Origin of the sequence: Paraburkholderia sp. RAU2J (assembly GCF_003634845.1) — a bacterium.
Classification (GTDB): Bacteria; Pseudomonadota; Gammaproteobacteria; order Burkholderiales; family Burkholderiaceae; genus Paraburkholderia; species Paraburkholderia fynbosensis.
In genome coordinates, this window is record NZ_RBXG01000002.1 from 1094606 (window position 1) to 1118938 (window position 24333).

19 protein-coding genes and 1 pseudogene are annotated in these 24333 nt (G+C 64.5%); 10 read left to right on the forward strand and 10 right to left on the reverse strand.

All coding sequences use genetic code 11. From position 1 onward, the window contains the following. Positions 1 to 28: 28 nt before the first annotated feature. Positions 29 to 772 (forward strand): FadR/GntR family transcriptional regulator, encoded by a 744-nt coding sequence (locus tag B0G69_RS22370; protein ID WP_121321093.1) that lies wholly within the window; start codon positions 29 to 31, stop codon positions 770 to 772. Between the two features lie 191 nt (positions 773 to 963). On the opposite strand, the gene B0G69_RS22375 is transcribed toward B0G69_RS22370, so the two are convergent. Genes B0G69_RS22375 through B0G69_RS22385 form a run of 3 tightly spaced genes read right to left on the reverse strand, consistent with a single transcriptional unit; the run spans position 964 to position 4766 of the window. Beyond that, on the reverse strand, positions 964 to 2022 hold the full coding sequence (locus tag B0G69_RS22375; protein WP_121321095.1) for a serine hydrolase: 1059 nt from the start codon (positions 2020 to 2022) through the stop codon (positions 964 to 966). 18 nt (positions 2023 to 2040) lie between these two features. Further along, entirely contained in the window at positions 2041 to 3333 is a 1293-nt protein-coding gene (locus B0G69_RS22380) for an MFS transporter (protein ID WP_121321097.1), read from the reverse strand. Beyond that, positions 3330 to 4766 carry a M20 family metallopeptidase gene (locus B0G69_RS22385; protein WP_121321099.1) on the reverse strand — a complete coding sequence of 479 codons (1437 nt, stop codon included), beginning with the start codon at positions 4764 to 4766 and terminating at the stop codon, positions 3330 to 3332. The genes B0G69_RS22380 and B0G69_RS22385 overlap by 4 nt, the downstream gene beginning before the upstream one ends. Positions 4767 to 4912: 146 nt before the next feature. Here B0G69_RS22385 and B0G69_RS22390 point away from each other — a divergent pair, with 146 nt between their 5' ends. Next, entirely contained in the window at positions 4913 to 5818 is a 906-nt protein-coding gene (locus B0G69_RS22390) for a LysR substrate-binding domain-containing protein (RefSeq protein ID WP_121323824.1), read from the forward strand. 135 nt (positions 5819 to 5953) lie between these two features. Here B0G69_RS22390 and B0G69_RS22395 read toward each other — a convergent pair whose 3' ends face one another. Continuing rightward, a complete protein-coding gene (locus B0G69_RS22395; protein WP_121321101.1) occupies positions 5954 to 7132 on the reverse strand; it encodes a porin in 1179 nt (392 codons plus the stop codon). A gap of 292 nt (positions 7133 to 7424) precedes the next feature. Here B0G69_RS22395 and B0G69_RS22400 point away from each other — a divergent pair. Next, positions 7425 to 7733, forward strand: a pseudogene (locus tag B0G69_RS22400) (MetQ/NlpA family ABC transporter substrate-binding protein); the annotation flags it as partial. Between the two features lie 139 nt (positions 7734 to 7872). Here B0G69_RS22400 and B0G69_RS22405 read toward each other — a convergent pair. From B0G69_RS22405 to B0G69_RS22415, 3 genes are all read right to left on the reverse strand, one after another. Further along, a complete protein-coding gene (locus B0G69_RS22405; protein WP_121321103.1) occupies positions 7873 to 8988 on the reverse strand; it encodes a succinylglutamate desuccinylase/aspartoacylase family protein in 1116 nt (371 codons plus the stop codon). A gap of 247 nt (positions 8989 to 9235) precedes the next feature. Beyond that, positions 9236 to 10018 (reverse strand): ABC transporter substrate-binding protein, encoded by a 783-nt coding sequence (locus B0G69_RS22410; RefSeq protein ID WP_121321105.1) that lies wholly within the window; start codon positions 10016 to 10018, stop codon positions 9236 to 9238. Between the two features lie 393 nt (positions 10019 to 10411). Further along, a complete protein-coding gene (locus B0G69_RS22415; protein WP_121321107.1) occupies positions 10412 to 10642 on the reverse strand; it encodes a hypothetical protein in 231 nt (76 codons plus the stop codon). 497 nt (positions 10643 to 11139) lie between these two features. Between B0G69_RS22415 and B0G69_RS22420 the strand changes: the two genes are divergently transcribed. Together B0G69_RS22420 and B0G69_RS22425 are read left to right on the forward strand one after the other, a co-directional pair. Beyond that, positions 11140 to 12294: an extracellular solute-binding protein gene (locus B0G69_RS22420; RefSeq protein WP_121323825.1), complete on the forward strand. Its 1155-nt coding sequence runs from the start codon at positions 11140 to 11142 to the stop codon at positions 12292 to 12294. Beyond that, positions 12294 to 14126 carry a sensor domain-containing diguanylate cyclase gene (locus tag B0G69_RS22425; RefSeq protein ID WP_121321109.1) on the forward strand — a complete coding sequence of 611 codons (1833 nt, stop codon included), beginning with the start codon at positions 12294 to 12296 and terminating at the stop codon, positions 14124 to 14126. The genes B0G69_RS22420 and B0G69_RS22425 overlap by 1 nt, the downstream gene beginning before the upstream one ends. A gap of 75 nt (positions 14127 to 14201) precedes the next feature. On the opposite strand, the gene B0G69_RS22430 is transcribed toward B0G69_RS22425, so the two are convergent. Next, the gene (locus B0G69_RS22430; protein WP_121321111.1) at positions 14202 to 15701 is read right to left on the reverse strand and encodes a mannitol dehydrogenase family protein; all 1500 of its coding nucleotides are present in this window, start codon (positions 15699 to 15701) and stop codon (positions 14202 to 14204) included. Positions 15702 to 15962: 261 nt separating this feature from the next. On the opposite strand from B0G69_RS22430, the gene manD reads away from it, so the two are divergent. From manD to B0G69_RS22455, 5 genes are all read left to right on the forward strand, one after another. Then, positions 15963 to 17171, forward strand: coding sequence for a D-mannonate dehydratase ManD (gene manD, locus B0G69_RS22435; protein WP_121321113.1), 1209 nt, complete (start codon positions 15963 to 15965; stop codon positions 17169 to 17171). Positions 17172 to 17233: 62 nt separating this feature from the next. Continuing rightward, positions 17234 to 18640 carry an MFS transporter gene (locus B0G69_RS22440; protein WP_241991436.1) on the forward strand — a complete coding sequence of 469 codons (1407 nt, stop codon included), beginning with the start codon at positions 17234 to 17236 and terminating at the stop codon, positions 18638 to 18640. A 31-nt stretch (positions 18641 to 18671) separates the two neighbouring features. After that, positions 18672 to 19721, forward strand: coding sequence for an L-idonate 5-dehydrogenase (locus B0G69_RS22445; protein ID WP_121321118.1), 1050 nt, complete (start codon positions 18672 to 18674; stop codon positions 19719 to 19721). Positions 19722 to 19995: 274 nt separating this feature from the next. Further along, positions 19996 to 21288: an MFS transporter gene (locus tag B0G69_RS22450; protein ID WP_121321119.1), complete on the forward strand. Its 1293-nt coding sequence runs from the start codon at positions 19996 to 19998 to the stop codon at positions 21286 to 21288. Positions 21289 to 21387: 99 nt separating this feature from the next. After that, entirely contained in the window at positions 21388 to 22221 is an 834-nt protein-coding gene (locus tag B0G69_RS22455) for a GntR family transcriptional regulator (protein ID WP_121321121.1), read from the forward strand. Positions 22222 to 22304: 83 nt separating this feature from the next. Here the strand turns inward: B0G69_RS22455 and B0G69_RS22460 are convergent, their stop codons facing one another. Further along, on the reverse strand, positions 22305 to 23438 hold the full coding sequence (locus B0G69_RS22460; RefSeq protein ID WP_121321123.1) for an alpha-D-ribose 1-methylphosphonate 5-triphosphate diphosphatase: 1134 nt from the start codon (positions 23436 to 23438) through the stop codon (positions 22305 to 22307). Positions 23439 to 23549: 111 nt separating this feature from the next. Then, positions 23550 to 24326 (reverse strand): phosphonate C-P lyase system protein PhnL, encoded by a 777-nt coding sequence (gene phnL, locus B0G69_RS22465; protein WP_121321125.1) that lies wholly within the window; start codon positions 24324 to 24326, stop codon positions 23550 to 23552. Positions 24327 to 24333 lie beyond the last annotated feature (7 nt).

Below are 24333 nucleotides of genomic sequence, written 5' to 3' on the forward strand. Positions count from 1 at the left end.
CGAAGCGGGCGTCTACGAAGGAGGGGTGATGTTCGAGCGTGAGCCCGTCGTCGGTACGATGACGGCACAGGTCGCGAGAATCGTCGGCATGCGGATCGTCTCGGGCGAATTCAGTCCGGGCGATCTGCTTCCCGTCGAAAGCGAGTTGTGCAGCGAGTACCGCGTGAGTCGTACCACTGTTCGTGAGGCGATCAAACAGCTCACCGGCAAGCGCCTGATCGACGTGACGCCGAAAATTGGCACTCGTGTGCTGCCGTTCTCCGACTGGAATCTGCTCGACCGCGACGTGCTCGCGTGGCGATTGAATGCGCAGTTCGATTCGAAGATCGTCGAGGACATCTTCGAGATGCGGCTGTGCTTCGAGCCGCGCGCGAGCTTTCTGGCGGCGCGCCATGGCAGCGACGAAGATCTGCAGTTGATCGAACGCCGCTACCGCGAGCTGGCGAATGCGTATGCGTCGCCCGCGGCGCAGTCGGACGTGCGCGCGGTGGGTGAAGCGGTGCTGGAGTTTCACATGGCGATCATCGCGATGTCGCAGAACGGCATGTTCATTACGATCGGCAGCGCGATCAAGGCGGCGTTGCGCGTGTCGTCCGAGATGCTGTTGCGGCAGGCGGCGCGGCCCAGCGAAGATATCGAACTGCACGATGCGGTGCGCAGCGGGATCGTTGCGCGGCAACCGGAGGCGGCGTCGGAGGCGATGACGCGCTTGCTCGCGGCGTCGCGCGAGAGGATGTTGAGGTACACGATCAGGCCTAAAGACGCTGATTGAAATGCACGCATGCGGGATACGGCACGGTTTGCCGGCATTGCGCCGCGAATGAGTTGGCGTGGCAGCAGCGCGAAGCGTGCTCGTTTCGCAGTGTTCACGAAAGGCCGGCTGCGACCGCTCTCTATCCGCTGCCAGTCAGGCACGCGGGCCGCGGTTTTTCGCGGCCGGCGTGAAATTGCAGACCCGTCACCTCATTCGATACAGATCGCATCCACCGCATCGAGCACGAGCCCGAAGAACTCGTTAGCCGCAGCCGGATTCAACCAGCGCACGATTACCGTCATCCCGCGCTCGGGCTCGATCCACGTAAATGAACTGCCCGCGCCCACACCGAAATAGCTCGACGCCGGCACGCTCGGGAAAACCTTGCGATCGGTATTGAGCCACACCAGATAGCCGTAAAACGGCGCGATCGCGCACGGCGTACGCATCCGCGCGATCCACTCGCTGGACAGAATCCGCCGGCCGTTCACCACGCCGTCGTTCAGCAGCATCTGCGCGACCTTCAACTGATCGTTCGCGCTGACCGACATGCCGCCGCCCCAGTGCGTGCCGCCCGGAACGGACTGCATGCGCCGTCCGTCGATCTCGACCCACGCATGGTCGTAGCCGACCCATTGCCAGTTTTCGCTCGCGCCGGCCGGGCGCATGATCGCTTCGCGGAACACCTCGGGCAGCGGTTGCCGGAACAGGTGCAGCAGCGCCAGCGAAAGCTGGTTGATGCGCACGTCGTTGTATTCCCAGTAGGTGCCGGGGCGTTGCAGCGGACGCAGCTCGCCCTTTTTGCCATCCGGCGGCGCAGCGAAATTGACGGCGCGATAGTGGTCCGCCTGATCCGACAGGCCGAAATACGTGCCTTGCCATTCGCTCGTCTGCTGCAGGAGGTGCGCCCAGGTCACGGCCGCGTTGTGGTCGTCGTCGAAGCCGATGCCGGGCACCCGCACGCGCACCGGTTCGTCCACATCCGGCAGCAAACCGCGATCGTGCGCGACGCCGGCGAGCAGCGCGAGGTACATCTTCGCGACGCTGAAGGTCAGATCGGCGCGATCGGGCTCGCCCCATGAGGTCAACACGCGGCCGTCCACCGCGATCGTGCCCGACACGGGGCCGCGATCATGCACCGGACCGAGCAGCCGGTTCCACGGCGGCGGATCGTTCACATGCACACCCCACGCGCCGTCGACGTGACGGTCCCAAAGCGATTCATGTTCCACTGCGAACTGCACTGCCTGTTGCAAATCTTCTTGCATGAATAGAGTCCTGTCGGTTCAACGCGCATTCAGACGAACGCGGGCCCATACGATAGTGAAAAGGCTGATCACGGCCGCGAGCATCAGATAAAGCCCGGGCGCGAGATTGTTGCCGGTCGCCGCGATCAGCGCCGCGACGGCGAGCGGCGTGAAGCCGCCGAATACAGTCGTGCCGATGTTATAGCCGAGCGCCATGCCGGTGGTACGCGTGCGGGTCGGAAAGAGTTCGGACATCAACGCGGGAATCGGCGCGAAGTAGGTGGCCTTCAGGAGGGCGACCCACACGACCGCGGCGAGCAGCGTCGGCAGCGACGGGTGCGCGTTCATGAACATGAACGCCGGATAGACCGTCAGGAAGAACAGCACGCCGGCGCCCAGCATGATGCGAATGCGGCCCACCTTGTCCGACCAGTGGCCGACGATCGGCGTCAACACCATCATGATGCAGCCGGCCAGCAGTGTCGCGATGAAGCCGGACGACGGCGCAAGACCGAGTTGCCGGGCCGCATACGTCGGCATGTATAGCAGCATGTAGTTGGCCGTGGTCGTGAGCACGAGCGAGCCGATCGAGACCAGTACACGTTCCTTTTGCGTCGCCAGCAATTCGCGCACCGGCGAGGCGGATTTCTCAGCGCGTTCGAACTCCGGCGTTTCGTCGATCCGGCGGCGAATGTAGAGCCCGACCGGCCCGATCAGCATGCCGAACAGGAACGGAATGCGCCAGCCCCAGTCGTCGAGTTGCGATTGCGTGAGCGCGCCGGTCAGCACCGCGCCGAACGCGGACGCGATCAGTGTGCTCGCGCCCTGGCTGGAGAACTGCCAGCTCGCCATGAAGCCTTTGCGAGCCGGCGCATGCTCGATCAGAAACGCCGTCGAGCTGCCGAACTCGCCACCGGCCGAAAAGCCTTGCAATAACCGTGAAGCGAAAATGCCGATCGGCGCGAGCAGGCCGATTGCGGCATACGAGGGCATTAGCGCGACCATGCTGGTGCCGAGCGTCATCAACCCGATCGACAGCGTGAGTGACGCCTTGCGGCCTTTGCGGTCGCTGAACGAGCCGAGCGCGAGCGCGCCGATCGGCCGCGCCAGATAAGAGAGCGCGAAGGTGCCGAGCGTGAGCAGCAGCGACACGGTTTTGTCGTGGACCGGGAAGAAGGTCCGCGACAACGTGGTGGCGAAGTAGCCGTACACGATCAGGTCGTAGAACTCGAGCGCGTTGCCGATCGACGTCGCGAGGATCAGACGCGATACGCCCGAGCGCGCTTTGGGTTCGGCGATCGTGCCGTCGACGGTGGCGGAATCGATGCTCATGACGGAACTCCCTGGCGGCGTTGCGTGGGAAGCGCGGCTGCGCTATTGGGGGCATCGGCATCGCGCACGCCGAGGTCCCAGAAGAGGCCTGACATGATGCGCAATCCTTCGCGCACCACCGGGCCGAGCAGGTGCTCGTCCGGCGCATGCTGCGAGCAACCGGGGTACGAGTGCGGCACCCACAGGGTCGGCATGCCGAGCACGTCGGCGAACACGTCGTTGGGCAGCGTGCCGCCGAGGTTCGGTAAAAGCACGGGTTCCTTACCGGTGGTTTGCTGCAGCGAGCGCAATGCCCACTGCACCCATGGGTTGTCGGGATCGACGCGGGTCGCGGGCACGCCGCGCTCGACGTCGATCTCGACCATGCCGAAGCCGTGCTCGTCGAGATGGCGGCGCACGATCTGTTCGAGATTCAGCCAGTCGGTGCCGACCACGAAACGGATCTGCAGGTGCGCGAACGCGTGCGGCGGAATCGCGTTGACCGGCTTCTCGGGATTGCCGGTGCGAAACGCGAGCACTTCGAGGCTGTTCCAGCCGAACACGCGCTCGGCCGGCGTGAGGCCCGGTTCGCCGTAGTCCGCATCCACCGTCGGCTCGCCTGGATTGCCGCCGACCGTGAGGCCGGCGAGCGCACGGCGCACCGCATCGGGCATCGGCGGCGGGCGCAGTCCTTCGATCATCACGCGGCCGTTGGTATCCACCATCGACGCGATCGCATTGGCGAGCACTACGCCGGGATTGCGCAACAGGCCGCCCCAGTTGCCGGAATGATGGCCGCCATCGCGCAGCTTCACGTCGAGCCGGAAGTTCACGAGGCCGCGCGAGCCGAGAAAGACAGTGGGGCGGCGCGCGGCTAGGCGCGGGCCGTCGGACGCGATCAGCACGTCGGCGGCGAGTTCCTCGCGCAACTGCGCGCACAGTTCGTGAAGACCCGGCGAGCCCACTTCCTCGCCGGTTTCGAACAGCAGCTTCAGGTTGAAACCAAGCTTGCCGTCGCGGGTATCGAGCACCGCTTTCAGGGCGGCCAGGTTGATGCTGTGCTGGCCTTTGTTGTCCGCCGTGCCGCGCCCGTACCAGCGCTCGCCGTCGACGGTGACACGCCACGGCGCAAGGCCTTCGCGCCATTGCGCGTCGTAGCCGCGCACCACGTCGCCGTGGCCGTACGACAGCACGGTCGGCAGCGCGTCGTCTTCGTGGCGGTGGGCGATCAGAAACGGCCCCGCGCCCGCCACCGGATTCTCGGCGATGCGGCATGTGAAGCCCCATTGCGTCAGCGTCGGCGTGATTTCATCGCTCAGATAGGCGCGCAGGCGTTCGCCGCTGTCGGCTTCCTGGCTTTCCGTGCGGAAAGCGACGCGGCGCTGGAGGTCATCGAGAAAGCGGCCGGAATCGTACTGCTCCGTCGCATGTTGAATAGCCGAGTCACGGGTCAACGTTGTTCTCCGGTGGGGCGCGGCGCGAGCGCGAGCGCTGGATTCGAAGCGATGTCGCGATCTTGGGGTGGACGATATTTGTGGACAATTACAATATTTGGCAGATATCGTTGCCGAAACGGCAAAGCGGAAAAGCCATGAGCCAGTTGGACAACACCGCGCTGCGCTACTTTCTGGAGGTGGCGCGCAGCGGTTCGCTGAGCAAAGCGTCGGGGCGTCTGTACGTCGCCGTGTCGGCGCTCAGCAGACAGATCGCAAAGCTCGAGGAGGACGTCGGCACGGCGCTGTTCGAGCGACGCCCGCGCGGCATGGTGTTGAGCGACGCCGGGCGTCTGCTCGCCGAGCACGCACGGCGCAGCCTGCTCGACGCGGAGCGCGTCACCGAGGAAATTCGCGGGCTGAGCAATGGGGGCCGCGCGACGATTCGCGTCGCGAGTTCAGAGGGCGTCGCGCCGCATTTCCTGCCGCAGGTTTTCGCGCGTTTTCTGAAGACGCACCCGGCCACGCATTTTCAACTCGAGGTGTCCGCGCCGTCGCTGGCGACGCAGCGCGTGCGCGACGGCACTACCGATATCGCGGTGTGTTTCAGCATTGCGCCGGAGCCGGACATCAACGTGGTGTACTCGCAGCGCGCGCCGATTTTCGCGCTGGTGCGGCGTGATCATCCGCTCGCGGCGCGCGAGTCCGTTTCGCTCGCGGACCTGCTGCCGTGGCCGCTCGCGATCGACAACCAGGGCGTGACGATCCGCCAGCTGTTCGACATTTCGTGCAGCCTGGAAGGCCTCGTGTTCGATCCGGTGTTCGTCAGCAACTATCATGCGGCGCTGCAAAGCTTCGTGCTGCAGACCGATGCCGTCACGGTGACGGGTTTTCTGACCGTGCGCAGCCGGCTGGAAGTGGATGGGCTCGCCGCGATACCGATCAGCAATCCTGAACTGCACCAGCGCTCGCTGCAGATTCAGACGATGGCGGGCCGCGTTCTGCCGCGTGTGGTGCAGGCGTTTGTCGAGCTGTTGACCGGGGCGATCGATAACCCCGCGCTTCTGGATTGAGCGGGTGAGCGCTGCGCGAGCCCGCATCGTGGGCGACGGCAAACGCAAAAAGAAAAACGCCCCGCAGGGCGTTTTCCAGAAGCTCCGAATCCGCACGGCAAGGAACGCATGCGGTCCCCGCCGTCAAAGACCCGCTTAGAACTTGTGACGGATACCGACACGGAATGCCAGCTGGTTGTCCGCGCCCGTGCCCGACGTGTTGAAGTAGCTCGTGCTCGAACCAATCTGCGCTTGCAGATCCTGCGTGCCGTTGTGGCCCGACGCGATCTGATAGATACCCAGTGCGTACACGTCCGTGCGCTTGGAGAGCGCGTAGTCGGCGCTCAGGTTCACCTGGTTCCAGTGACCCGTGTTCGCGCCGCTCAGGTGCATGTACGTGTAGCCAGCGCCTGCCGTGATAGCCGGCGTGAACGCGTACTTCGCGCCTGCTTCGTACGCGGCGAACGTGGTCGACTCACCGGAGATCGGTGCGAGACGCGTGTTCGTATACAACGCCCACAGCGTCGCTGCGCCGATCGCGTAACGGCCGCCAACGCCGACGGTGCGCAGGTCCTGGATCTGACCGCTGCCGAGCGTCGGGAACGTCACGTTAGCCAGCGAAGTCGAGAAGGCCGGCGATGCCTGGCCCGGGTAGCGGATGTCCGTGTACGCAACGCCCAGACCGAACGGGCCGTTGGCGTAGTTCGCGCCGAAGCTGTAAGCGCGCGACGAACCTGCAACCGTTGCACCGGCCGTGCCCGTGGCCGGCGAGCCGGCGAAGCCGCCAGCCTGGTTCGAGAAGCCGTACATCGCGCCGAACGTCAGGCCCGAGAAGTTCGCGCTGCTGAACTTGACCGAGTTGTTGATACGGCTCGACGTCAACTGGTCGACGTCGTTGATGTGATAAGCGTAGTTACCCGCGACGGTCTGGCCGCCGGTCGAGTAGTTGCCGCCGAGGTAGTCGGTGGAAAACGAGTACTGGCGACCGAACGTCAGCGAGCCGACGTTGTTCTGCGACAGACCGACATAAGCCTGACGGCCGAACATCGCGCCGCCCTGGCCGAGCGTGCCGTTGCCGCTGTTAAAGCCGTTTTCCAACACGAACAGCGCCTTCAGGCCGCCACCAAGATCTTCCGTGCCGCGCAGGCCCCAACGGCTGCCTTGCGCCACGCCGTCGTCGTACTTGAAGAGCTTGTCGCTGCCGGTGCCCGACTTCGAGTTGTTCACATAGCTGATACCTGCGTCGATCAACCCGTACAGTGTGACGCTGCTTTGCGCGTGAGCGGCGGTAGCGAAGACGGCGAGCGTAGCGGCGGTCAATACTTTCTTGTTCAAGACTTTCTCCGATTAAAAATTAGGCGATCGCGATGCCCGGCTCTTGGGTCAGGTCATGCGCTGGCCCGAAATTTAAGGGAACGCTGAGTAAGGTATGTGACACTGCCGTTATTTTTTTGATCTGTCGTGTCGGCGCGACACAGGCATGGCTTCGCAAGGTGAAATCGCGCGAGGCAGCGCCTGTATAAGCTTTGCTCGAAGCGCGGATATATGCGTGTGAAAAACGATTGGTTTTCCGGCGCCGTGGCGGCGTGCGACGATGCGGCTTCATTCAGCCTTTCGTCGAATTTGCCTCGACGTGGTCGAGAATCCGAAGAAGCTCAAGCTGGTCGAACTCGACGCCGCGCAACTGCCGCGCGCGCTCGACGATCTGGATGCGGCGTCGATCAATACCGACTACGCGGTCAAAGCCGGCCTGCAGCCGACGAAAGACGCCATCGCCATCGAGGACATCAAAGGTCCGTACGCGAATCTGATCGCGGTGCGCGTGCAGGATCGCAATCAGCCGTGGGTGAAGAAACTCGTCGCGGCATACGAGTCCGACGAGGTGCGCAAGTACATCGACACGCAGTTCAAAGGCGCGATCATTCCGGCGTTCTGAGCGGTACCTGGCACGCTGCGCAAACGCGGATCGCCCACTGAAATAGCGGGCGATCTGCTTTGCTGCTCGACGTTCGGACAGAGACCGCAACGCGTAGCGGCGAGCGGCTGGTGCAACATCAGCCGCGCCGCAGTGACGCTCAATTGCTCAACAACGAACCGCTCCTGAACGCCTTCGCGCCGGCAATCCGCGCGAATTCCAGCCCGGCCGTCGCAAAGCGTGTGGTGTGCCGCGCGTAGAGCACGCCGGCCACGCTGCTCTTCACCGTGACCACGCGGTCCGTCAACGGATCGACGATATCCGCGATTTCATGGCCGACGTCCACCCACGTGCCCACTTCGCAGCGATACACCAGCACGCCGCTTTGTGGCGCGACGAGCGGCTCGGCGCCCGCAAGCGGCGTGGCGGCGAATTCAAGCGGTGGCAGCGGGGCGGCCTTGCCGTCGATCACGCCACGCGAGGTCAGGTAGTCGATGATCGCCTGCGCGTCTTTTTCAGCGTACTCGTACGACACCTCGCGCTGGCCGCGCAGTTCGACGGTGACCGAGATCGAGCCGTTCGGAATCGGGAAGCGGTCGCCGTAACGGCCGCGCAGATCGGACCAGCAGAAGCTGTGGATTTCGTCGAACGGATTGCCCACCGAGTTGAGCGCGAGCAGCGACGCCTTCGCGTCGAGGTAGCACGCGAGCGGCTCGACTTCGGCCCACAGGTCCGGGTTCGTGTACAGGTGCATCGCGGCTTCCCAGTCGCAATGCAGATCGAGCACTACGTCCGCGTCGTATGAGAGCTTTTGCAGCGCGAGACGTTGCGACGCGAGTTCGGTGGTCGGCTGCTGTGCGTCGAGCGCTTCGCGCATCGCCGCGCGGATCGCGGTGCGGTTCGCGTCGACGTTGTCGGTCAGGCGCGACTCGATGACCGGTTGCACCAGTGCCGACAGATCGTGGAAATTGCGGTTGAAGTTCTGCGCGGTGTTGGTTTCGAAACGGCCGGTCAGATGGCCGAGAAAGTGCTGGTTCAGGCCGATCGGATTGGCCACCGGCACGACCACGACTTCGCCGCGCAGCTTGCCGGCGGCTTCTAGCGCGGCAAGCTTGCGGCGCAGTTCCCACGACACCAGCATGCCGGGCAATTCGTCGGCGTGCAGCGAGGACTGGATGTAAATCTTCTGCCCGCCGCCGGGACCGTAGTGAAAACTCGTCAGGTTGCGGGCGGTGCCGAGCGTCGGCGCAATCAGCGGATGGGTTTGGGTTTGCATGGTTTCCGAAAGCCGCGGCCCAATCGGGCGCGCCGCGCTATGTCGTTGATTACAGTATGAAAGCGTGCTTCGTGGCGGGGCCAAGGCGGGCCGCTTCGCGGCGCCGCGACCGCACGATCTTAGCCGATGTGACGCGTGATGTGGTTTTATGCGGCGGCGCAAACGAAACGGGCTCCGCTGTGCGGAGCCCGTTTCTGCCAGCCGGACAGCGCGTCATCGGACGCGCGTGACGGACTCAGCCGCTGATTTAGCTGCCGTACACGTCGAAGTCGAAATACTTCTTCTCGAGCTTCTTGTACGTACCGTCCTTGATGATGTCGGCGATCGCCTTGTCGACCTTCGCCTTCAGATCGGTGTCTTCCTTGCGCATGCCGATGCCCGCGCCGTTGCCGAGGATCTTCGGATCCACGAGGTCCTTGCCGACGAACTGGAAGCCCGCGCCGCGCGGCGTCTTCAGGAAGCCGATTTCAGCCTGCACCGCGTCTTGCAGCGCTGCATCCAGACGGCCCGAGAGCAGGTCGGCATAGACCTGATCCTGGTTCTGATACGGCACGACCTTCGCGCCCTTCGGTTCCCAGTACGTCTTCGCGTAGGTTTCCTGGATCGTGCCCTGTTCGACGCCGACCGACTTGCCCTTGAGCGACTCGGCCGTCGGCAGGATGCCCGAACCCTTCTTCGCGACCAGACGCGTCGGCGTGTTGAACAGCTTCGACGAGAACGCGATCTGTTCGGCGCGTTGCGGCGTCATCGACATCGACGACAGCACGCCGTCGAACTTCTTCGCCTTCAGCGCGGGAATCATGCCGTCGAAGTCGTTTTCGACCCACACGCACTTGGCATCCAGGCGCTTGCAGATTTCATTGCCGAGGTCGATATCGAAGCCAACGAGCTTGCCATCCGCGCCCTTGGACTCGAACGGGGGGTAGCTGGCATCAACGCCAAAACGGATCGTGGACCAATCTTTAGCGTGTGCGCCAATCGAGACGGTGGCAAGCAGAGCAACCGTCAAAGCCGCTAGCAGTTTTTTCACTATTTAACTCCTCGGTGTAGTTCAAATGCTCCCGCGCGCGGTTGTAGCGCTGCGGGATACCCGTCCGTGACTTACGGCGGGCTTGGGTTGAAGCTGCCGGCCGGGGCGGTCAGCAGCGCGCGCCAAGCTTATCAGTTCAAAAAGATTGGGTAGTTAGTAAAACACCGGATGGCGCGAGAGGGTAGCTTCTAAAGCGCTAATATGGTGGGGATGGGGGCGCGGGCGGGATTGCCGGGGTTGTGATTCGGGGCTCGCCGCGGTTGGGTTGCTGCGTAATGACGTAGTAATGAAGTTGGCTAATTATGGGTGTGGCTGGGGTTGCTGGTGCGGTCCGTATGGTAAGCGTCGCCGCCCCCGCAGTCCGCCAGCTCACTCGATCGCTCAACGTTTTCCCTAATGCGTCCCCCCGTCCCGCCCGATCGTGCCGCACCACAGCTCGCCCTTGCCCATCATTTCAGTTTCCCGCGCGCTCATACCCGCGCAGGCGCCGTGCGCGTCCGGCGTGTCGCGCTGCATGCGCGCCAGCGCCGCAAGGGTCATTTCGCTTTGCAGCCAGCCGCCGAAGCAGGCTATCGATCCGGCCACGACGGCCACTCCCATCCACTCGGTTTTTCTCACGCGCATCGTCTGTTTCTGTTCGGCTCATCGGCTACCCGGCCGGCGGCCCGCACGGCGACCGCCGGCGGCGCATTGGGACAAGTCATGGTTATCGGCATCGGCGCCGCGCTTCTTTAGATGTGGCGCGCTCGCCACTATTCGTCGCGCTGTATTGGCGAATTCGGGCGGCGTTATTTACCACGCCTCGTTAACGGGTGATTACCGTTATCGCCCGAATCTTTAAAAATCGATAGGCGCGGATTAAAGATTGCGCACCGAATTGTCGTTAAACGTTAATAAGCGGATTGGCCGCGTTGCCACTGACGGGCTCTTTTTCGACGCCGGGCCCGTTCAGCGGCAAAAAAATATTGCTTTGGCGCTATCATCGGTGCTCCCTGCGTTCGCCGGCGAGAGCGGCATGGCAGGCGTATCTGTCTGGAGAAAGTCACCGAGCACCGGTCGCGGGCCAGATGCCACGCGTTTTTTGCGCTCGTCCAACGGCCTTCTGCTAAACGGTGTTGTATATGCATATGATGTTAATGGCGGGCGAAATGCGCTGTTTAAAACAGTTCTTTCAACGGCAAACTGCAGCCGCTTCTGCCTTGGCACGCGCGCATTTACTACATCGTGGCGTTTTACGCGGCGCATTGACGCTTGTGCTCGGCGTCGCGTGCGGTGCGGGCTTCTGGCTGCCCGCACCCGCTCACGCCGCGGAGAAAGTACTGCGCGTCCTCGCATGGCCGGGTTACGCCGATGCCGACGTGGTGAGGGCGTTCGAGCAGCGCTACGAGGCGAAGGTCGAAGTCACACTGGTCGACTCCGACGAGGCGCTGTGGGCCCAGATGCATGCAAAAGGCGCGCCGCCTTTCGACGTGCTCGCCGCCAATACCGCCGAAATCCGCCGCTATACGCAGGCGAATCTGCTGGCGCCGCTCGATCTGGCAAGCCTGCCGAACACAAAAAAACAGTTGCCGCGTTTTCAGGCGCTGGGCTCGTTTGAAGGACTGACCTCGGCGGGCAAGGTCTACGCGATCCCGTTCACGTATTCGTCGATGGGGCTCATCTACGACCGCAAGCAGATTCCGGTCGCGCCGCACTCGATGCGCGAGCTCTGGAATCCGCAGTACCGCGGCAAGGTGCTCGACTTCAACAGCGCCCAGCACAACTTCTCGTTCACGGCGCTGGCGCTCGGCTATCCGCATCCGTTTCAGCTCGACGCCGCGCAAATGCGCACGATCGCCCACAAGCTCGTCGATTTGCGCCGCAATCTGTTGACCTATTACACGTTGCCCGAAGAAGCGACCGCATTCTTCATCCACCACAGGGTTGCGTTGATGTTCGGCAATTACGGCACGCAGCAGGTCGAATTGCTGCGCCGCGCGGGCGCGGACGTCGGCTACGTGATTCCCGACGAGGGCGCGCTCGCGTGGCTCGATTGCTGGTCGATGACGCGCGCGGCGAGCGACCGGCCGCTCGCGCTCGCATGGATCAACTACATGCTCGAACCGGACGTGAGCGCGCTGCTCACGCAACGCCAGGGCTTGGCCAACACGCTGACGGCGCCCGCGGAGCACAGCGGCACCGGGCACATCGTCTGGATCGGCCCGGTGGAAGACATTCAGCGGCGCGAGGAGCTGTGGACCCGCATCGTATCCGGCGACCGGTCGGAGCGCTTCTGATGTTACGGCCCGGCTTGACCTCCAAGCTATCGGTGCTCCTTGCGTGCATCGGCGTGCTCGCGTCCGGCGCGACCGGCTATTACGCGTACCACGCGAATCGCACGATGCTGGTCAACGAAGCCGAGCGCAGTCTGCTGACGTCGACGGAACTGCTGGGGCAGCGCTTTGCCGCGTCGATCGACGATGTCGGCGCCGACGCGCTGGTGCTCGCGACCATGCCATCGTCGGCGAGCGTCGCGCAAAGCGACGACGGCTTCCACGCGAACGGTGGACGCGAGCGGCTCGCGCAGGTCTATTCGAGCTTCATGCTGCATCACCACGAATACCTGCAAATCCGGTTGATCACTCGGCAGCATTACGGGCTCGAACTGATCCGCTTCGATCGCGACGCGGACGGCCTCGTGCGAGTGGAAGGCAGCAAGTTGCAGGAAAAAGGCCAGTTCGCATACGTGTTCGAGACGCTGGCGTTTGCGCCCGGCCGCATTTACACGTCGCCGATTTCGGTCAATCACGAGTACGGCACGCATGCCGCCGAGGGCAAGCCGACGCTGCGGCTCGGCACGCCGATCGCGGACGCCAATGGCAACGTGGTCGGCGTGGTCGTGATCGATGTCGATCTCGCCGGTATGCTCAAGCGCTTGCAGAGCGATTTGCCGAGCGACTATCAGGTCTATCTCGCCAACGAATGGGGCGACTTCCTGGTTCATCCCGACGCGTCGAAAACGTTCGGCTTCGATCGCGGGCGGCGCGTGCTGATGCAGGACAGCTTCCCGGTGACGAGGCCGCTCTTCGAGCAGGCGCACAACGAAGTGCTGGTGAACGGCCTTGCGCGGCCGAGGCAGGCGGCCGGCCAGGTGCTCGCATTCGTGCGCAGGCCGTTCGGCGGCTCCGAGGGCAGCCGCTTCATAGTGCTGGGCCTGGCCAAGCCGCTCGACGACGTGTTGTCGGGCGCGCATCTGCTCGGCAACCAGATCATCCGCATGGTGCTGATCTTCAGCGGCCTCGCGGTGCTGCTGGCCATTCTGTTCGCGCGCGCCGTGACCAAGCCTCTACAACTGCTCGCGCACGCGGCGACGCACCTGTTCGCCGAACACGCGATGAACACGCTGCCGCTCAAACGCACCGACGAGATCGGCGTGCTCGCGCGTTGCTTCGATCGTCTGCGCCGCGAGATCAGGGCGCAAATGGACGCGCTGCACGCGAAACAGCGCGAGCTCGTGCATCTCGCCACGCACGACGTGCTGACCGGATTGCCGAATCGCATGCTGTTCATGCAGAAGCTCGAAAGCGCGATCGAAGAGGCGAAGCTGCACGACGCAGGGCTTGCCGTGCTATTCGTCGACCTCGACCGTTTCAAGCAGATCAACGACCAGTTCGGTCACTCGGTCGGTGACAAGGTCCTCGTTGCAGTGGCGCGGCGCCTGAAGCAGGTGCTCTGTGCCGCGGACGTGGTGGCGCGGCTCGGTGGCGACGAGTTCATCGTGCTGATCGAAGGGCCGCGGGTCGCCCAGGCCGCGCCCGGCATCGCCGCGCGCATGATGGACGCGTTGAACGAAACGCTGCTGATGGACGGGCACCGTATGACGGTGGGCGCGAGCATCGGCATCAGCCAGTTTCCGGACGACAGCGGCACGGCCGAGGAACTGCTGCTCAATGCCGATGCGGCGATGTACGCGGCCAAATCCGGCGGACGGTGTGCGTATCTGCGCTATCAGGATGTGCTCGAAGCACGCCGGCGCGAACAGGCCGAGGAAGTCGAGCGGGCTGCGCTCGCGCGAGCGCGGGCTAGCGAAGGCGCGACGCAAGGGCGCGAGTCCGAGCCGACCGCTTGAGGCGGCTGACAAGCGTGATGCACTGAAGCGCCTGCCGTAGCGGTTCACGCCTTCGCCGCTACTCGATCCAACGATTCATTGCAACGCCGCGATTGCCGCCCGTGCGCCGGTTTCCTTCAGCAATTGCAGCGCGCGATAAAGCGTCGCCCTGAACTCCACATGACCGGCGAGATCCGCCGGAAACACTTCCCGCACCGCGAGCAGCGCGTCCATCAACGCCCGGGGTTCCCCATGCGCCGACGCCGCGAGCGCCGTCAATCTGTCAGCGAGTGGATCACTGATCTCGTAACGCGTGCCGTCGTCGGCCTGAGCGCGCAGGAACATCATCCATGCCGCGACCGCAAGCGCGAGCCGTCGATAAGGCTGGCCCGCTTCGATGCGCGCCGCGATCGTCGCGAGCAGGCGCGGCGGCAGCTTCTGGCTGCCGTCCATCGCGATCTGCGCGCAGCGGTGCTTCAGCGCCGGGTTCGCGTAACGCTCGAGCAGAGCGTCGCGATAGCCGGCGAGATCGAACGATGCCGGCATGCTCAGCGTCGGCGCGATTTCTTCCGTCATCATCGCGTGGATGAAAGCGCGCATCGCGGTGTCGCCGATCGCTGCGTCGATGGTGGCGAAGCCGCCGAGCATCGACAGATAGGCCAGCGTCGAGTGCGTGCCGTTCAGCATGCGCAGTTTGGCTAGCTCGAACGGCGTGACGTCGTCGACGAGTTGCGCGCCAACCGCATCCCACGCGGGACGTCCGTGCGGAAAACGATCTTCGATGACCCATTGCCGGAACGGCTCGCAAGGCACGGGCGCGGCGTCCCGATAGCCGAGTTGTCCGGCGGCGGTGGCGCGCTCGGCGTCGGTGGTGGCCGGCACGATGCGGTCGACCATCGTGGCAGGGAACGGCACTTCGGCGGCGATCCAGTCGGCCAGCGCGGCATCGAGTTGCCGCGCAAACGAACAGACCACCTGGCGCAGCGCGGCGCCGTTGTGCGCGAGATTATCGCACGACAGCACGGTAAACGGTTTGCCGTTCGCGGCGTCGCGCCGCGCGCGCAATCCCGCGACGAGAATGCCGGGCACCGTGCGCGGCGCGAGCGGGTGGGTCAGGTCGTGCGCGATGGCGGGATCGTCTAGCGCGACCTCGCCGGTTTTCGGATCGCGGCAGTAACCCTTTTCCGTGACGGTCAGCGAGACAATTCGCACCGCCGGATCCGCGAGGCGCGCGAACAGCGTGGTCCGATCGACGGGCATTGCGAGCACTTCGCGCAGCGCACGCAGCACGGTGACCTTCACGGCCGCCGGGCCGCGTTCGACCAGACTGTAGAGACCCTGCTGTTCCATCAACGCGTCGCGCTTGCCGACGTCGCCTTGCAGCGTCACGCCGCAAATGCCCCAGTCACCGCCTTCGGCGAGCATGGCTTCTTCCGTATACAGCGCCTGGTGCGCGCGATGAAAGTTGCCGATGCCGAGATGAACGATACCGATGCGCGGCTCGCGCCATGGTGGCGACAGCAGATGCGTGGACAGTGCGGGCAGCGCGTCGCGGGACAGACGCGGCAAGGGAGACAGTGGGGCGGCGGAACTCATGTAATGAAATCCAGGTGGCTCGGTTGGGGCATAAGACGGCTTCGGAACGACACCGTTCAGCGGGAAAACCCTGATTTGACGACTCGCTATACTTGTATGGTAGCATCGTTCAAACGGTTTGAGACAGTCGGGTGAGTCTGATTTTCGACTCAGTCAGAGTTCTCGCCAGCGTTCGTCAACGACATGAAAATCGCGAGCCACCTGCGTCATGCATGTTCGCCATGCGCGCGGCTCGCCAATCGTCTTTGCAAGGAAGAAGTCATGAAGATCGTTCGCGCCGACGTGATCGTCACGTGCCCCGGCCGCAATTTCGTCACGCTGAAAATCGTCACCGACGAGGGCGTGCACGGCATCGGCGACGCAACGCTGAACGGTCGCGAACTGGCGGTCGCGTCGTATCTGAAGGATCACGTGTGCCCGCTGCTGATCGGCCGCGATGCCGGCCGTATCGAAGACACCTGGCAGTTCCTGTACAAAGGGGCGTACTGGCGGCGCGGTCCCGTCACGATGACGGCGATCGCCGCGGTGGACATGGCGCTGTGGGACATCCTCGGCAAGGTCACGGGCATGCCTTTGTACAGGCTGCTCGGCGGCGCGTCGCGTGAAGGCGTGATGGTGTACGGCCATGCCACCGGACGCGACATTCCCGAAGCGCTCGACCGTTACGCCGAACATATCGAGGCCGGTTATCAGGCGATCCGCATTCAATGCGGCGTACCGAACATGCGCTCGGTGTATGGCGTGTCGAAAGGCAGCGGCATGTACGAGCCGGCCACCAAGGGTGCGGTGGAAGAGCAGAGCTGGTCGTCGGAAAAGTATCTCGACTTCGTGCCGAAGCTGTTCGAAGCGGTGCGCGACAAGTTCGGCTTCGACACGCATCTGCTGCATGACGTGCACCACCGTTTGACGCCGATCGAAGCCGCGCGCCTCGGCAAGTCGGTCGAGCCGTATCGTCTGTTCTGGATGGAAGATCCCACGCCCGCGGAAAACCAGGCCGGCTTCCGGTTGATTCGCGAGCATACGGTCACGCCGATCGCGGTCGGCGAGGTTTTCAACAGCATCTGGGATTGCAAGCAGCTGATCGAGGAGCAGTTGATCGACTACATCCGCGCGACGCTGACGCACGCGGGCGGCATCACCCACTTGCGGCGCATCGCGGATTTCGCTTCGTTATACCAGGTGCGTACGGGTTGCCACGGGCCGTCGGATCTGTCGCCGGTCTGTATGGGCGCGGCGCTGCATTTCGACCTGTGGGTGCCGAACTTCGGTGTGCAGGAATACATGGGTTTTCCCGAGGAAGCGCTCGATGTATTCCCGCATGCATGGCGCTTCGACAAAGGCATGATGCATCCCGGCGAAGCGCCGGGCCACGGTGTCGACATCGACGAAGCGGCGGCCGCGCGTTATCCGTACGACCCGGCCTACCTGCCGGTGGCGCGTCTCGAAGACGGCACGCTGTGGAACTGGTGAACCGGTGAGCCCGATCGATTCGATCCGCTCAACTAACTAACGAAAAGATCATGGAGACACGTTTGAAACCAGCCCGCCCAACAGGCGCCGCGCCGGCCAGCAGCGCCATGCTGCGGCGCGTGGCCTTCGCGTCGACCATCGGCACCGCGGCCGAGTACTACGATTTCTTCGTCTACGGCACCGCCGCCGTGCTGGTGTTCGGCCAGAAATTTTTCCCCGCCGCCGACCCGCTGATTGGCACGCTCGCCGCGTTCGCCACCTATGCGGTCGGCTTCCTGGCCCGGCCTCTGGGCGGCATCGTGTTCGGCCACTTCGGCGACCGCGTCGGCCGCAAGAAGGCGTTGATCGTCACGATCCTGATCGTGGGGCTTGGCACATTCGCGATCGGCTTGCTGCCGGACTATCAGTCGATCGGTATCTGGGCGCCAGTCGCGCTGATCCTGATTCGCGTGCTGCAAGGCTTCGGGGTGGGCGGCGAGCAGGCGGGTGCCGTGTTGCTCACCGCGGAATACGCACCGCCCGCGCGGCGTGGCTTTTTCGCGAGTCTCGTGCAGTTGGGCGCGCCTGCCGGCTTCCTGATTCCGTCCGGCCTGTTCGCGCTACTTTCCGCCACGCTGACGCCCGCGCAACTGCTCGACTGGGGCTGGCGCATTCCGTTTCTCGCCAGCGCGCTGCTGGTTGCGCTCGGCCTGTATATCCGCCTGCGCACCGAAGAGTCGCCGATCTTCGCGACGATCCAGCGCACCAAGGCCGTGGCGTCGCGGCCGGTGGTGGAAGTGGTGCGGCAGTTCGGCCCGACCATCGTCAAGGGCGTCGGTGCGAAACTGATCGAGGCCTGCACGTTCGCGATGTACACGATGATCGTGCTCGCGTATGGCAAGGCGCACGGTATCGCGCAAAGCATGTTGCTGCAGACGGTGATTGTCGCCGTGGCGCTCGAACTCCTGACGATACCGCTGGCGGGCGCGTTGTCCGACCGCATCGGCCGCCGTCCGACGTTCATCGCGGGCGCCTTGCTGCATGTCGCGCTCGTGGTGCCGTTCTTCTTCGCGATCGACAGTGGCAATCGCGGCGCGGTGCAGCTCGTGATGATCCTCGCGATCAGCGTCGGCCACAGCCTTTGCTATGCGCCACAAGCTGCGCTGTTCCCCGAGCTGTTCCCAGCGCGCGTGCGTTGCAGCGGTATCGCGCTGATCTGGCAGATCGGCTCGCTGCTTGGCAGCGGCGTGCTGGGGCTGCTCGCCGTCAAGCTGATTCAGGCCACACACGGCAGTTCGCTCGCGCTGATCGCCTACGTGGCCGTGCTCGGCATCGTGTCGGCCGCGTCGCTGTTCGCGTTGCCGGAAACCGCGCCGCTGCGCCGTCACGGCGACCTTCACGATTGGGGCGGCGCCGGTTCTACCGACGCGCATGGCGCCGCGCAAGCCTTCGCGTCTTCATCCCCGTCTTCTTCTGTCGCGCAGCATTGAGCGCGCAAGCTTTGCCCTACCGGAGTCCATCATGCTGGCAGCAGTGCTTCACGAACCCAAACTGATCCGTATCGACGAGGTCGATCCGCCCGAGCCCGGCCCGGGCCAGGTGCGCGTGCGGGTGCGAGCCGGCGGCATCTGCGGCTCCGATCTTTCGTACTATTTCAAAGGCAAGAGTGGCGACTTCGTGGTGCGCGAGCCGTTCGTGCTCGGTCACGAGGTGGCCGGCGAAATCGATTCACTCGGCGAAGGCGTGAGCGGCGAACTGCTGCCTCTCGCACGGGGTCAACGCGTCGCGGTTAATCCCGGCCTCGCGTGTGGAACATGCCGCTTTTGCGTTGGCGGCATGCCGAATCATTGCCTGAACATGCGCTTCATGGGCAGCGCGTCGACCTTTCCGCATACGCAGGGCATGTTCCGCCAGTACATTGTCGTGGCGGCGCGGCAATGCGTGCCGGTGCCGGATGGCGTCGACTTTGCGCAGGCGTCGATGGCCGAGCCGCTCGCCGTCGCGCTGCACGCAGTGAAGCAGGCCGGCTCGCTGGTGGGCGCGAGCGTGCTGCTGATCGGCTGCGGGCCGATCGGCTGCATTCTGCTGAGTGTCGCGCGTCGCGCGGGCGCGCATCGTGTGGTGGCGCTGGATCTGTCCGACGTGGCATTGCGGGTCGCGCAGCAACTCGGCGCGGACCAGACCGTGAACGCCGCCGACTCCGCCGCGATCGAGCAGTGGTCCGCGCAGCGCGGCACCTTCGACGTGGTCATCGAAGCCTCCGGCAGTCCCGCGGGTCTCGACACGGCGCTGCGTTCGGCGCGCGCGGGCGGCACGGTAATTCAGGTGGGCAACCTGCCGGCCGGTCAATCGCCGGTGGCCGCGAACCTGGTGATGGCGAAGGAAATCCGCTATCAAGGCTCGTTCCGCTTTACGACCGAATACGCGATTGCCGCCGACGAAATCGCCTCCGGCAAACTCGACTTGCGCCCGCTGATGACGCATGCGTTCGCGATGAGCGACGCGAACCACGCGTTCGAAGTGGCGCTGGACCGCTCGCAGTCGATGAAGGTTCATCTGAATTTCGACTGAGCCGCGCTGCTTGATGGGGCTTCGCACGCGCGATGTCCGATGCCCGATGCTCGATGCGGTGAATCGAACTTATAAGGTGGTCCGAACGCCCGCGAAGAGGCGGATCGAGGATCCATCCCAGGAGGGGCTGGAGTAAGCGCTGAAGCGCTAACTCCAGCCGACAGCTTTGCATGGGGCCGGAGTAAGCGCTAAAGCGCTAACTCGAGCCGACAGCTTTGCATGGGGCTGGAGTAAGCGCTAAAGCGCTAACTCCAGCCGACATAGGAGACGCCTGATGATCAAGAGTCAACGCTGGTTTGTCGTCGCGCTGCTGTTTCTGGCAGGCGTGATCAATTATCTGGATCGCGCGGCGCTGTCGATCACCGCACCCCTGATCCAGAAAGACCTGAACTTCTCGCATGCACAAATGGGCGTGGTGTTCAGCAGCTTTTTTATCGGCTATGCGTTGTTTAACTTTGTCGGCGGCGTGCTGTCGGACAAAGTCGGCGCAAAGCGCGTGTTCGGCACCGCGATGGGCGTGTGGTCGGTATTCTGCGGCGCGACCGCGCTGGCGAGCGGCATCGGCTCGCTGATCGTGCTGCGCGTGTTGTTCGGCATGGGCGAGGGCCCGTTCAGTTCGTCCAACAGCAAAATGGTCAACAACTGGTTTCCGCGCAAGGAAGTGGCGAGCGCCATCGGCGTCATCAGTTCGGGCACGCCGCTCGGCGGCGCGCTGGCCGGGCCGGTGGTCGGCTTCATGGCGGTGCAGTTCGGCTGGCGCTGGGCGTTCGTCGCGATCATGCTGTTCGGGCTCGCGTGGCTCGTGTTGTGGTCGATCACGACGACCGAACATCCGCACGAGAATGCGCGCGTCACATCTCACGAGCTGGACCTGATCCGGGCGGGCCAGGCGGACGAGCATGCAATCTCGCATTCGGCCGATGGCGGCAAGCTCGGCCTCGGCCACTTTCTGCGCAAGCCGATCATCCTCGCGACCGCCTTCGCGTTCTTCTCATACAACTACGTGCTGTTTTTCTTCCTGTCGTGGTTCCCGACCTATCTGACCGAGGCGCATCACCTGAGCCTGCGCGACATGAGTTTCGCGACGATGATTCCATGGCTGCTCGGTAGCGTCGGGCTCGCGGCCGGCGGCTTCATCTCCGACCTGATCCTGCGGCTGACCGGCAAACCGCTGCTGTCGCGCAAGATCGTGCTCGGCACCTGTCTCGGCGCCGCCGCGGTGTGCGTCGCATTGGCCGGGCGTGTGGCCAGCACACAGGGCGCGGTCGCGCTGATGTCGGTGTCGATCTTCTTCCTGTACGTGACGGGCGCGGTGTACTGGGCAGTGATCCAGGACACCGTGCCGCGCGAACACGTCGGCGGCGTGGGCGGTTTCGTGCATCTGCTGGCGAATCTGGCCGGCGTCATCGGGCCGGCGGTGACCGGCTTTATCGTCGAGGCGACGCACGGTGCGTACGGCAGCGCCTTCGTGCTGGCGGGCGCGGTCGCCGTGCTCGGCGCGGTGTGTTCGCTGGTGTGGATTCGCGAGCCGCATGCGAGGCCGTTGGCGATGAAACGTGCATGGTAGTATGGTGCGGTGCGCGGCAGGAGTCGCTGGCTTGTCGCGCGCGTGCCTGATATCCGCGCTCTTTCGCGATCGATTCGCTGTTATCCGCTGCTCTGCCCGATGCCGACCAAGAACCTGCTCACCAACGAATTGTCTCTCTCCGCCGATACGGCGCTCGTCGCGCGCCGCACGCGACGCCGCGCGAGCGCGCAGGGTGGGGCGTCTGCCCAACTGCCTGATCTGACCGCGAACGTCTCGTTCGATTCGCATGAGCCGATCGGCAAGCAGATTTTCCGCGCATTGCGTGAGGCGATTTTCGTCGGACAGATGGTGCCGGGCACACCGCTCTCGGAGAAGGAAGTGTCCGACATGTTTCAGGTGTCGCGGCAGCCCGTGCGGGAGGCGTTCATCAAACTGGTCGAAGCTGGCGTATTGCAGGTGTTGCCGCAGCGGGGCACGTTCGTGAAGCGGATTTCGCCGCGCCAGGTACGCGAAGGGCGCTTCATTCGCGAAGCGATCGAAACCGCGGTGGTGCGCAAGGCGGCGGTCTCGATCACCGACGAGCAATTGCAGGCGCTCGCCGATAATCTGCGCGAGCAGAAGCTGGCGGCGAAGTCGAACGACACGGCTGCGTTTCTCGCGCTCGACGAGGCGTTTCATTATGCGATTGCCCAGGCGATCGACTGCACGGCTGCGTGGGAAACGATTCAGGACATCAAGGCGCAAATGGACCGGGTGCGCTATCTGAGCCTGCCCGACGTGTCGCCGCTCGATCTGCTGATCAGGCAGCACGCCAGGATTCTGGCCGGCTTGCGCGCGCACGACCCGAGCGCCGCCGAAGACGCGATGCGCAGCCATCTGCGCGAGATTCTGATGTCGCTCGGACCGATCGCCGAACGTCACCCCGCGTGGTTCGAAGCGGACGAGCCGGAGCGCGTGCCGTTGTCGACGTGAGGCAGGACGCGGCGCGAGCACGCGTTCGATATGTGGCGCTTGCGGATAGCTCGCGTTGCGCGGCGCGCTTTCCAGTCACCTCATCAAACGATCCGTGTCCCGCTGCGGTAAGTCGCGCGCGGCACCGGCAGCGTGTCGAGCATCGTCACGCGCACGAAGTCTGCACGCAAACCCGTTTCGATTGCGCCGCGATCGTGCAGACCGGCGGTGCGCGCCGGTTCGGCGGAGACCGTCGCCATTGCGCGCGGCAGCGTCCAGCCGGCTTTGTCGACGAGGTCGAACACGGCCGTCAGCAGGCTCGACGGCACGTAGTCCGACGAAAGGATGTCGAGCAGATCCACCTTCGCGAGTTCGAGCGCCGACACGTTGCCCGAATGCGAGCCGCCGCGCACGATATTCGGCGCACCCATGATGGTCGAGATGCCGTGCGCGCGCGCGGCTTCGGCGGCAATGCGGGTGGTCGGGAATTCGGCGAGCACGATGCCTTCGGCCTTCGCCTGTTCGACGTGTTCGATCAGCGTGTCGTCGTGGCTCGCCACCGGAATGCCGAGCCGCTGGCAACGCGCGACGATCTCGCGGCGGTGCGCATCGGCATAACGTTCCTGTTCGACCGACAGTTCGGCCAGCGCGGCCGCGACATGTTCGTCGCTCAGCTTGCCTTCGCGCTCCTGGAAGCGGCGCCATTGCTCGCGGTCGTGCCATTGACGCTGACCGGGCGTGTGATCCATCACCGACGCGAGCCGCAACAGCGGATGCGTGCACAGCGAATCGAACACCTCGATCACGTCGGCGGTGGCGATCTCGCAGCGCAGATGCAGAAAGTGCTCGGCGCGCAGCAGTTTGCGTGCGGAAAAGCGCAGCAGGGAATCGGCGCATTGCGTTTGCACATCGCGGCCACGCAGTCCGACGTTCGAGCGCGAGCCGATCGCGAGCGCGTCGAACACGGTGGTGATGCCCGCGGCCGCCACCTGGGCGTCGTGGATCACGAACGCGGCGTCGGTATTCCATTGCACGCCCGGGCGCGGCGCGAGGTGTTTCTCGAGATTGTCCGTATGCAACTCGATCAGACCGGGCAGCAGATAATCGCCGTCCCAGTCTTCAGCTTCGCGCGCCGCGGTCGTGCCGCGCGCGACCTCGCGGATCACGCCGTCCTCGACGCGCACCACGCCGGTGAATGCTTCGTCTCGCGTCACGATGCGTGCGTTCCTGATCAACATCGACTTGCTCCGTTTTTATCGAACCCGGGTGTTGTTGCCGTATGCGGTAAGTCTCTCATCGCCGTCCGCTGGTCCATTCTAGTGCCGTTTTCGCGCCCGTCGATCAATCGTTCAGTGACGCCGTGGCGGCTGCAAGGCGAGACGGCGGGTTGCGACCTTGCTGCGCGTCTCTTCGTCATGAAAGATACCGACAATCGCCGCGCCGCGCTCGCGCGCTTCGACGATCAATTCGGCGACCACGTCGCGGTTCTCCGCGTCGAGCGAAGCGGTGGGTTCGTCGAGCAGCAGCAGCGGATGCCCGGCGATCAAACCTCGCGCGATGTTCACGCGCTGCTGCTCGCCGCCCGAGAAGGTGGCGGGCGCGAGTGTCCACAGCCGCTGCGGCACGTTGAGCCTCGCGAGCAGCGCGGCGGCGCGCGCGCGGGCTTCGTCTTCGGCCACGCCGCGCGAGAGCAGCGGTTCGGCGACGAGCGTGAGCGTCGGCACGCGCGGGATCACGCGCAGAAACTGGCTCACGTAGCCGACCACATTGCGGCGCAGGCGCAGCACGTCGCGCGGTTCGGCACCGGTGATCGACACGGGTTGGCCATGATCCGCTGTGTCGCGAATCTCGATCGACCCCGTGCTGGCGAGATAGTTGCCGTACAGACAGCGCAGCAGCGTGCTCTTGCCCGCGCCCGACGGCCCGACCAGCACCACGCATTCGCCGCGCGCGACTTCGAGCGAGACGTCCGCGAGCGCGTCGATCCGCACGCCGCCCTGGCCATGCAGCGTGAAGGTCTTGCCGACGCCGGCCGCGCGCAGCATCAATGCCGTGTTGCTGAAGAACGCGCGCCCGGCCGCGCCCGCGTCATGAACTGTGCGACTGTCTGCTTCAATGGATCGCATCGTGAGC

What these genes read in the sequence shown, in the direction of transcription:
- B0G69_RS22370 (WP_121321093.1), top strand. Translation starts at nt 29, where the DNA reads ATGTTCGAGCGTGAGCCCGTCGTCGGTACGATGACGGCACAGGTCGCG.
- B0G69_RS22375 (WP_121321095.1), bottom strand. Translation starts at nt 2,022, where the DNA reads ATGCAAGAAGATTTGCAACAGGCAGTGCAGTTCGCAGTGGAACATGAA.
- B0G69_RS22380 (WP_121321097.1), bottom strand. Translation starts at nt 3,333, where the DNA reads ATGAGCATCGATTCCGCCACCGTCGACGGCACGATCGCCGAACCCAAA.
- B0G69_RS22405 (WP_121321103.1), bottom strand. Translation starts at nt 8,988, where the DNA reads ATGCAAACCCAAACCCATCCGCTGATTGCGCCGACGCTCGGCACCGCC.
- B0G69_RS22415 (WP_121321107.1), bottom strand. Translation starts at nt 10,642, where the DNA reads ATGCGCGTGAGAAAAACCGAGTGGATGGGAGTGGCCGTCGTGGCCGGA.
- B0G69_RS22420 (WP_121323825.1), top strand. Translation starts at nt 11,140, where the DNA reads ATGCATATGATGTTAATGGCGGGCGAAATGCGCTGTTTAAAACAGTTC.
- B0G69_RS22425 (WP_121321109.1), top strand. Translation starts at nt 12,294, where the DNA reads ATGTTACGGCCCGGCTTGACCTCCAAGCTATCGGTGCTCCTTGCGTGC.
- B0G69_RS22430 (WP_121321111.1), bottom strand. Translation starts at nt 15,701, where the DNA reads ATGAGTTCCGCCGCCCCACTGTCTCCCTTGCCGCGTCTGTCCCGCGAC.
- manD (WP_121321113.1), top strand. Translation starts at nt 15,963, where the DNA reads ATGAAGATCGTTCGCGCCGACGTGATCGTCACGTGCCCCGGCCGCAAT.
- B0G69_RS22445 (WP_121321118.1), top strand. Translation starts at nt 18,672, where the DNA reads ATGCTGGCAGCAGTGCTTCACGAACCCAAACTGATCCGTATCGACGAG.
- B0G69_RS22450 (WP_121321119.1), top strand. Translation starts at nt 19,996, where the DNA reads ATGATCAAGAGTCAACGCTGGTTTGTCGTCGCGCTGCTGTTTCTGGCA.
- B0G69_RS22455 (WP_121321121.1), top strand. Translation starts at nt 21,388, where the DNA reads ATGCCGACCAAGAACCTGCTCACCAACGAATTGTCTCTCTCCGCCGAT.
- B0G69_RS22460 (WP_121321123.1), bottom strand. Translation starts at nt 23,438, where the DNA reads ATGTTGATCAGGAACGCACGCATCGTGACGCGAGACGAAGCATTCACC.
- phnL (WP_121321125.1), bottom strand. Translation starts at nt 24,326, where the DNA reads ATGCGATCCATTGAAGCAGACAGTCGCACAGTTCATGACGCGGGCGCG.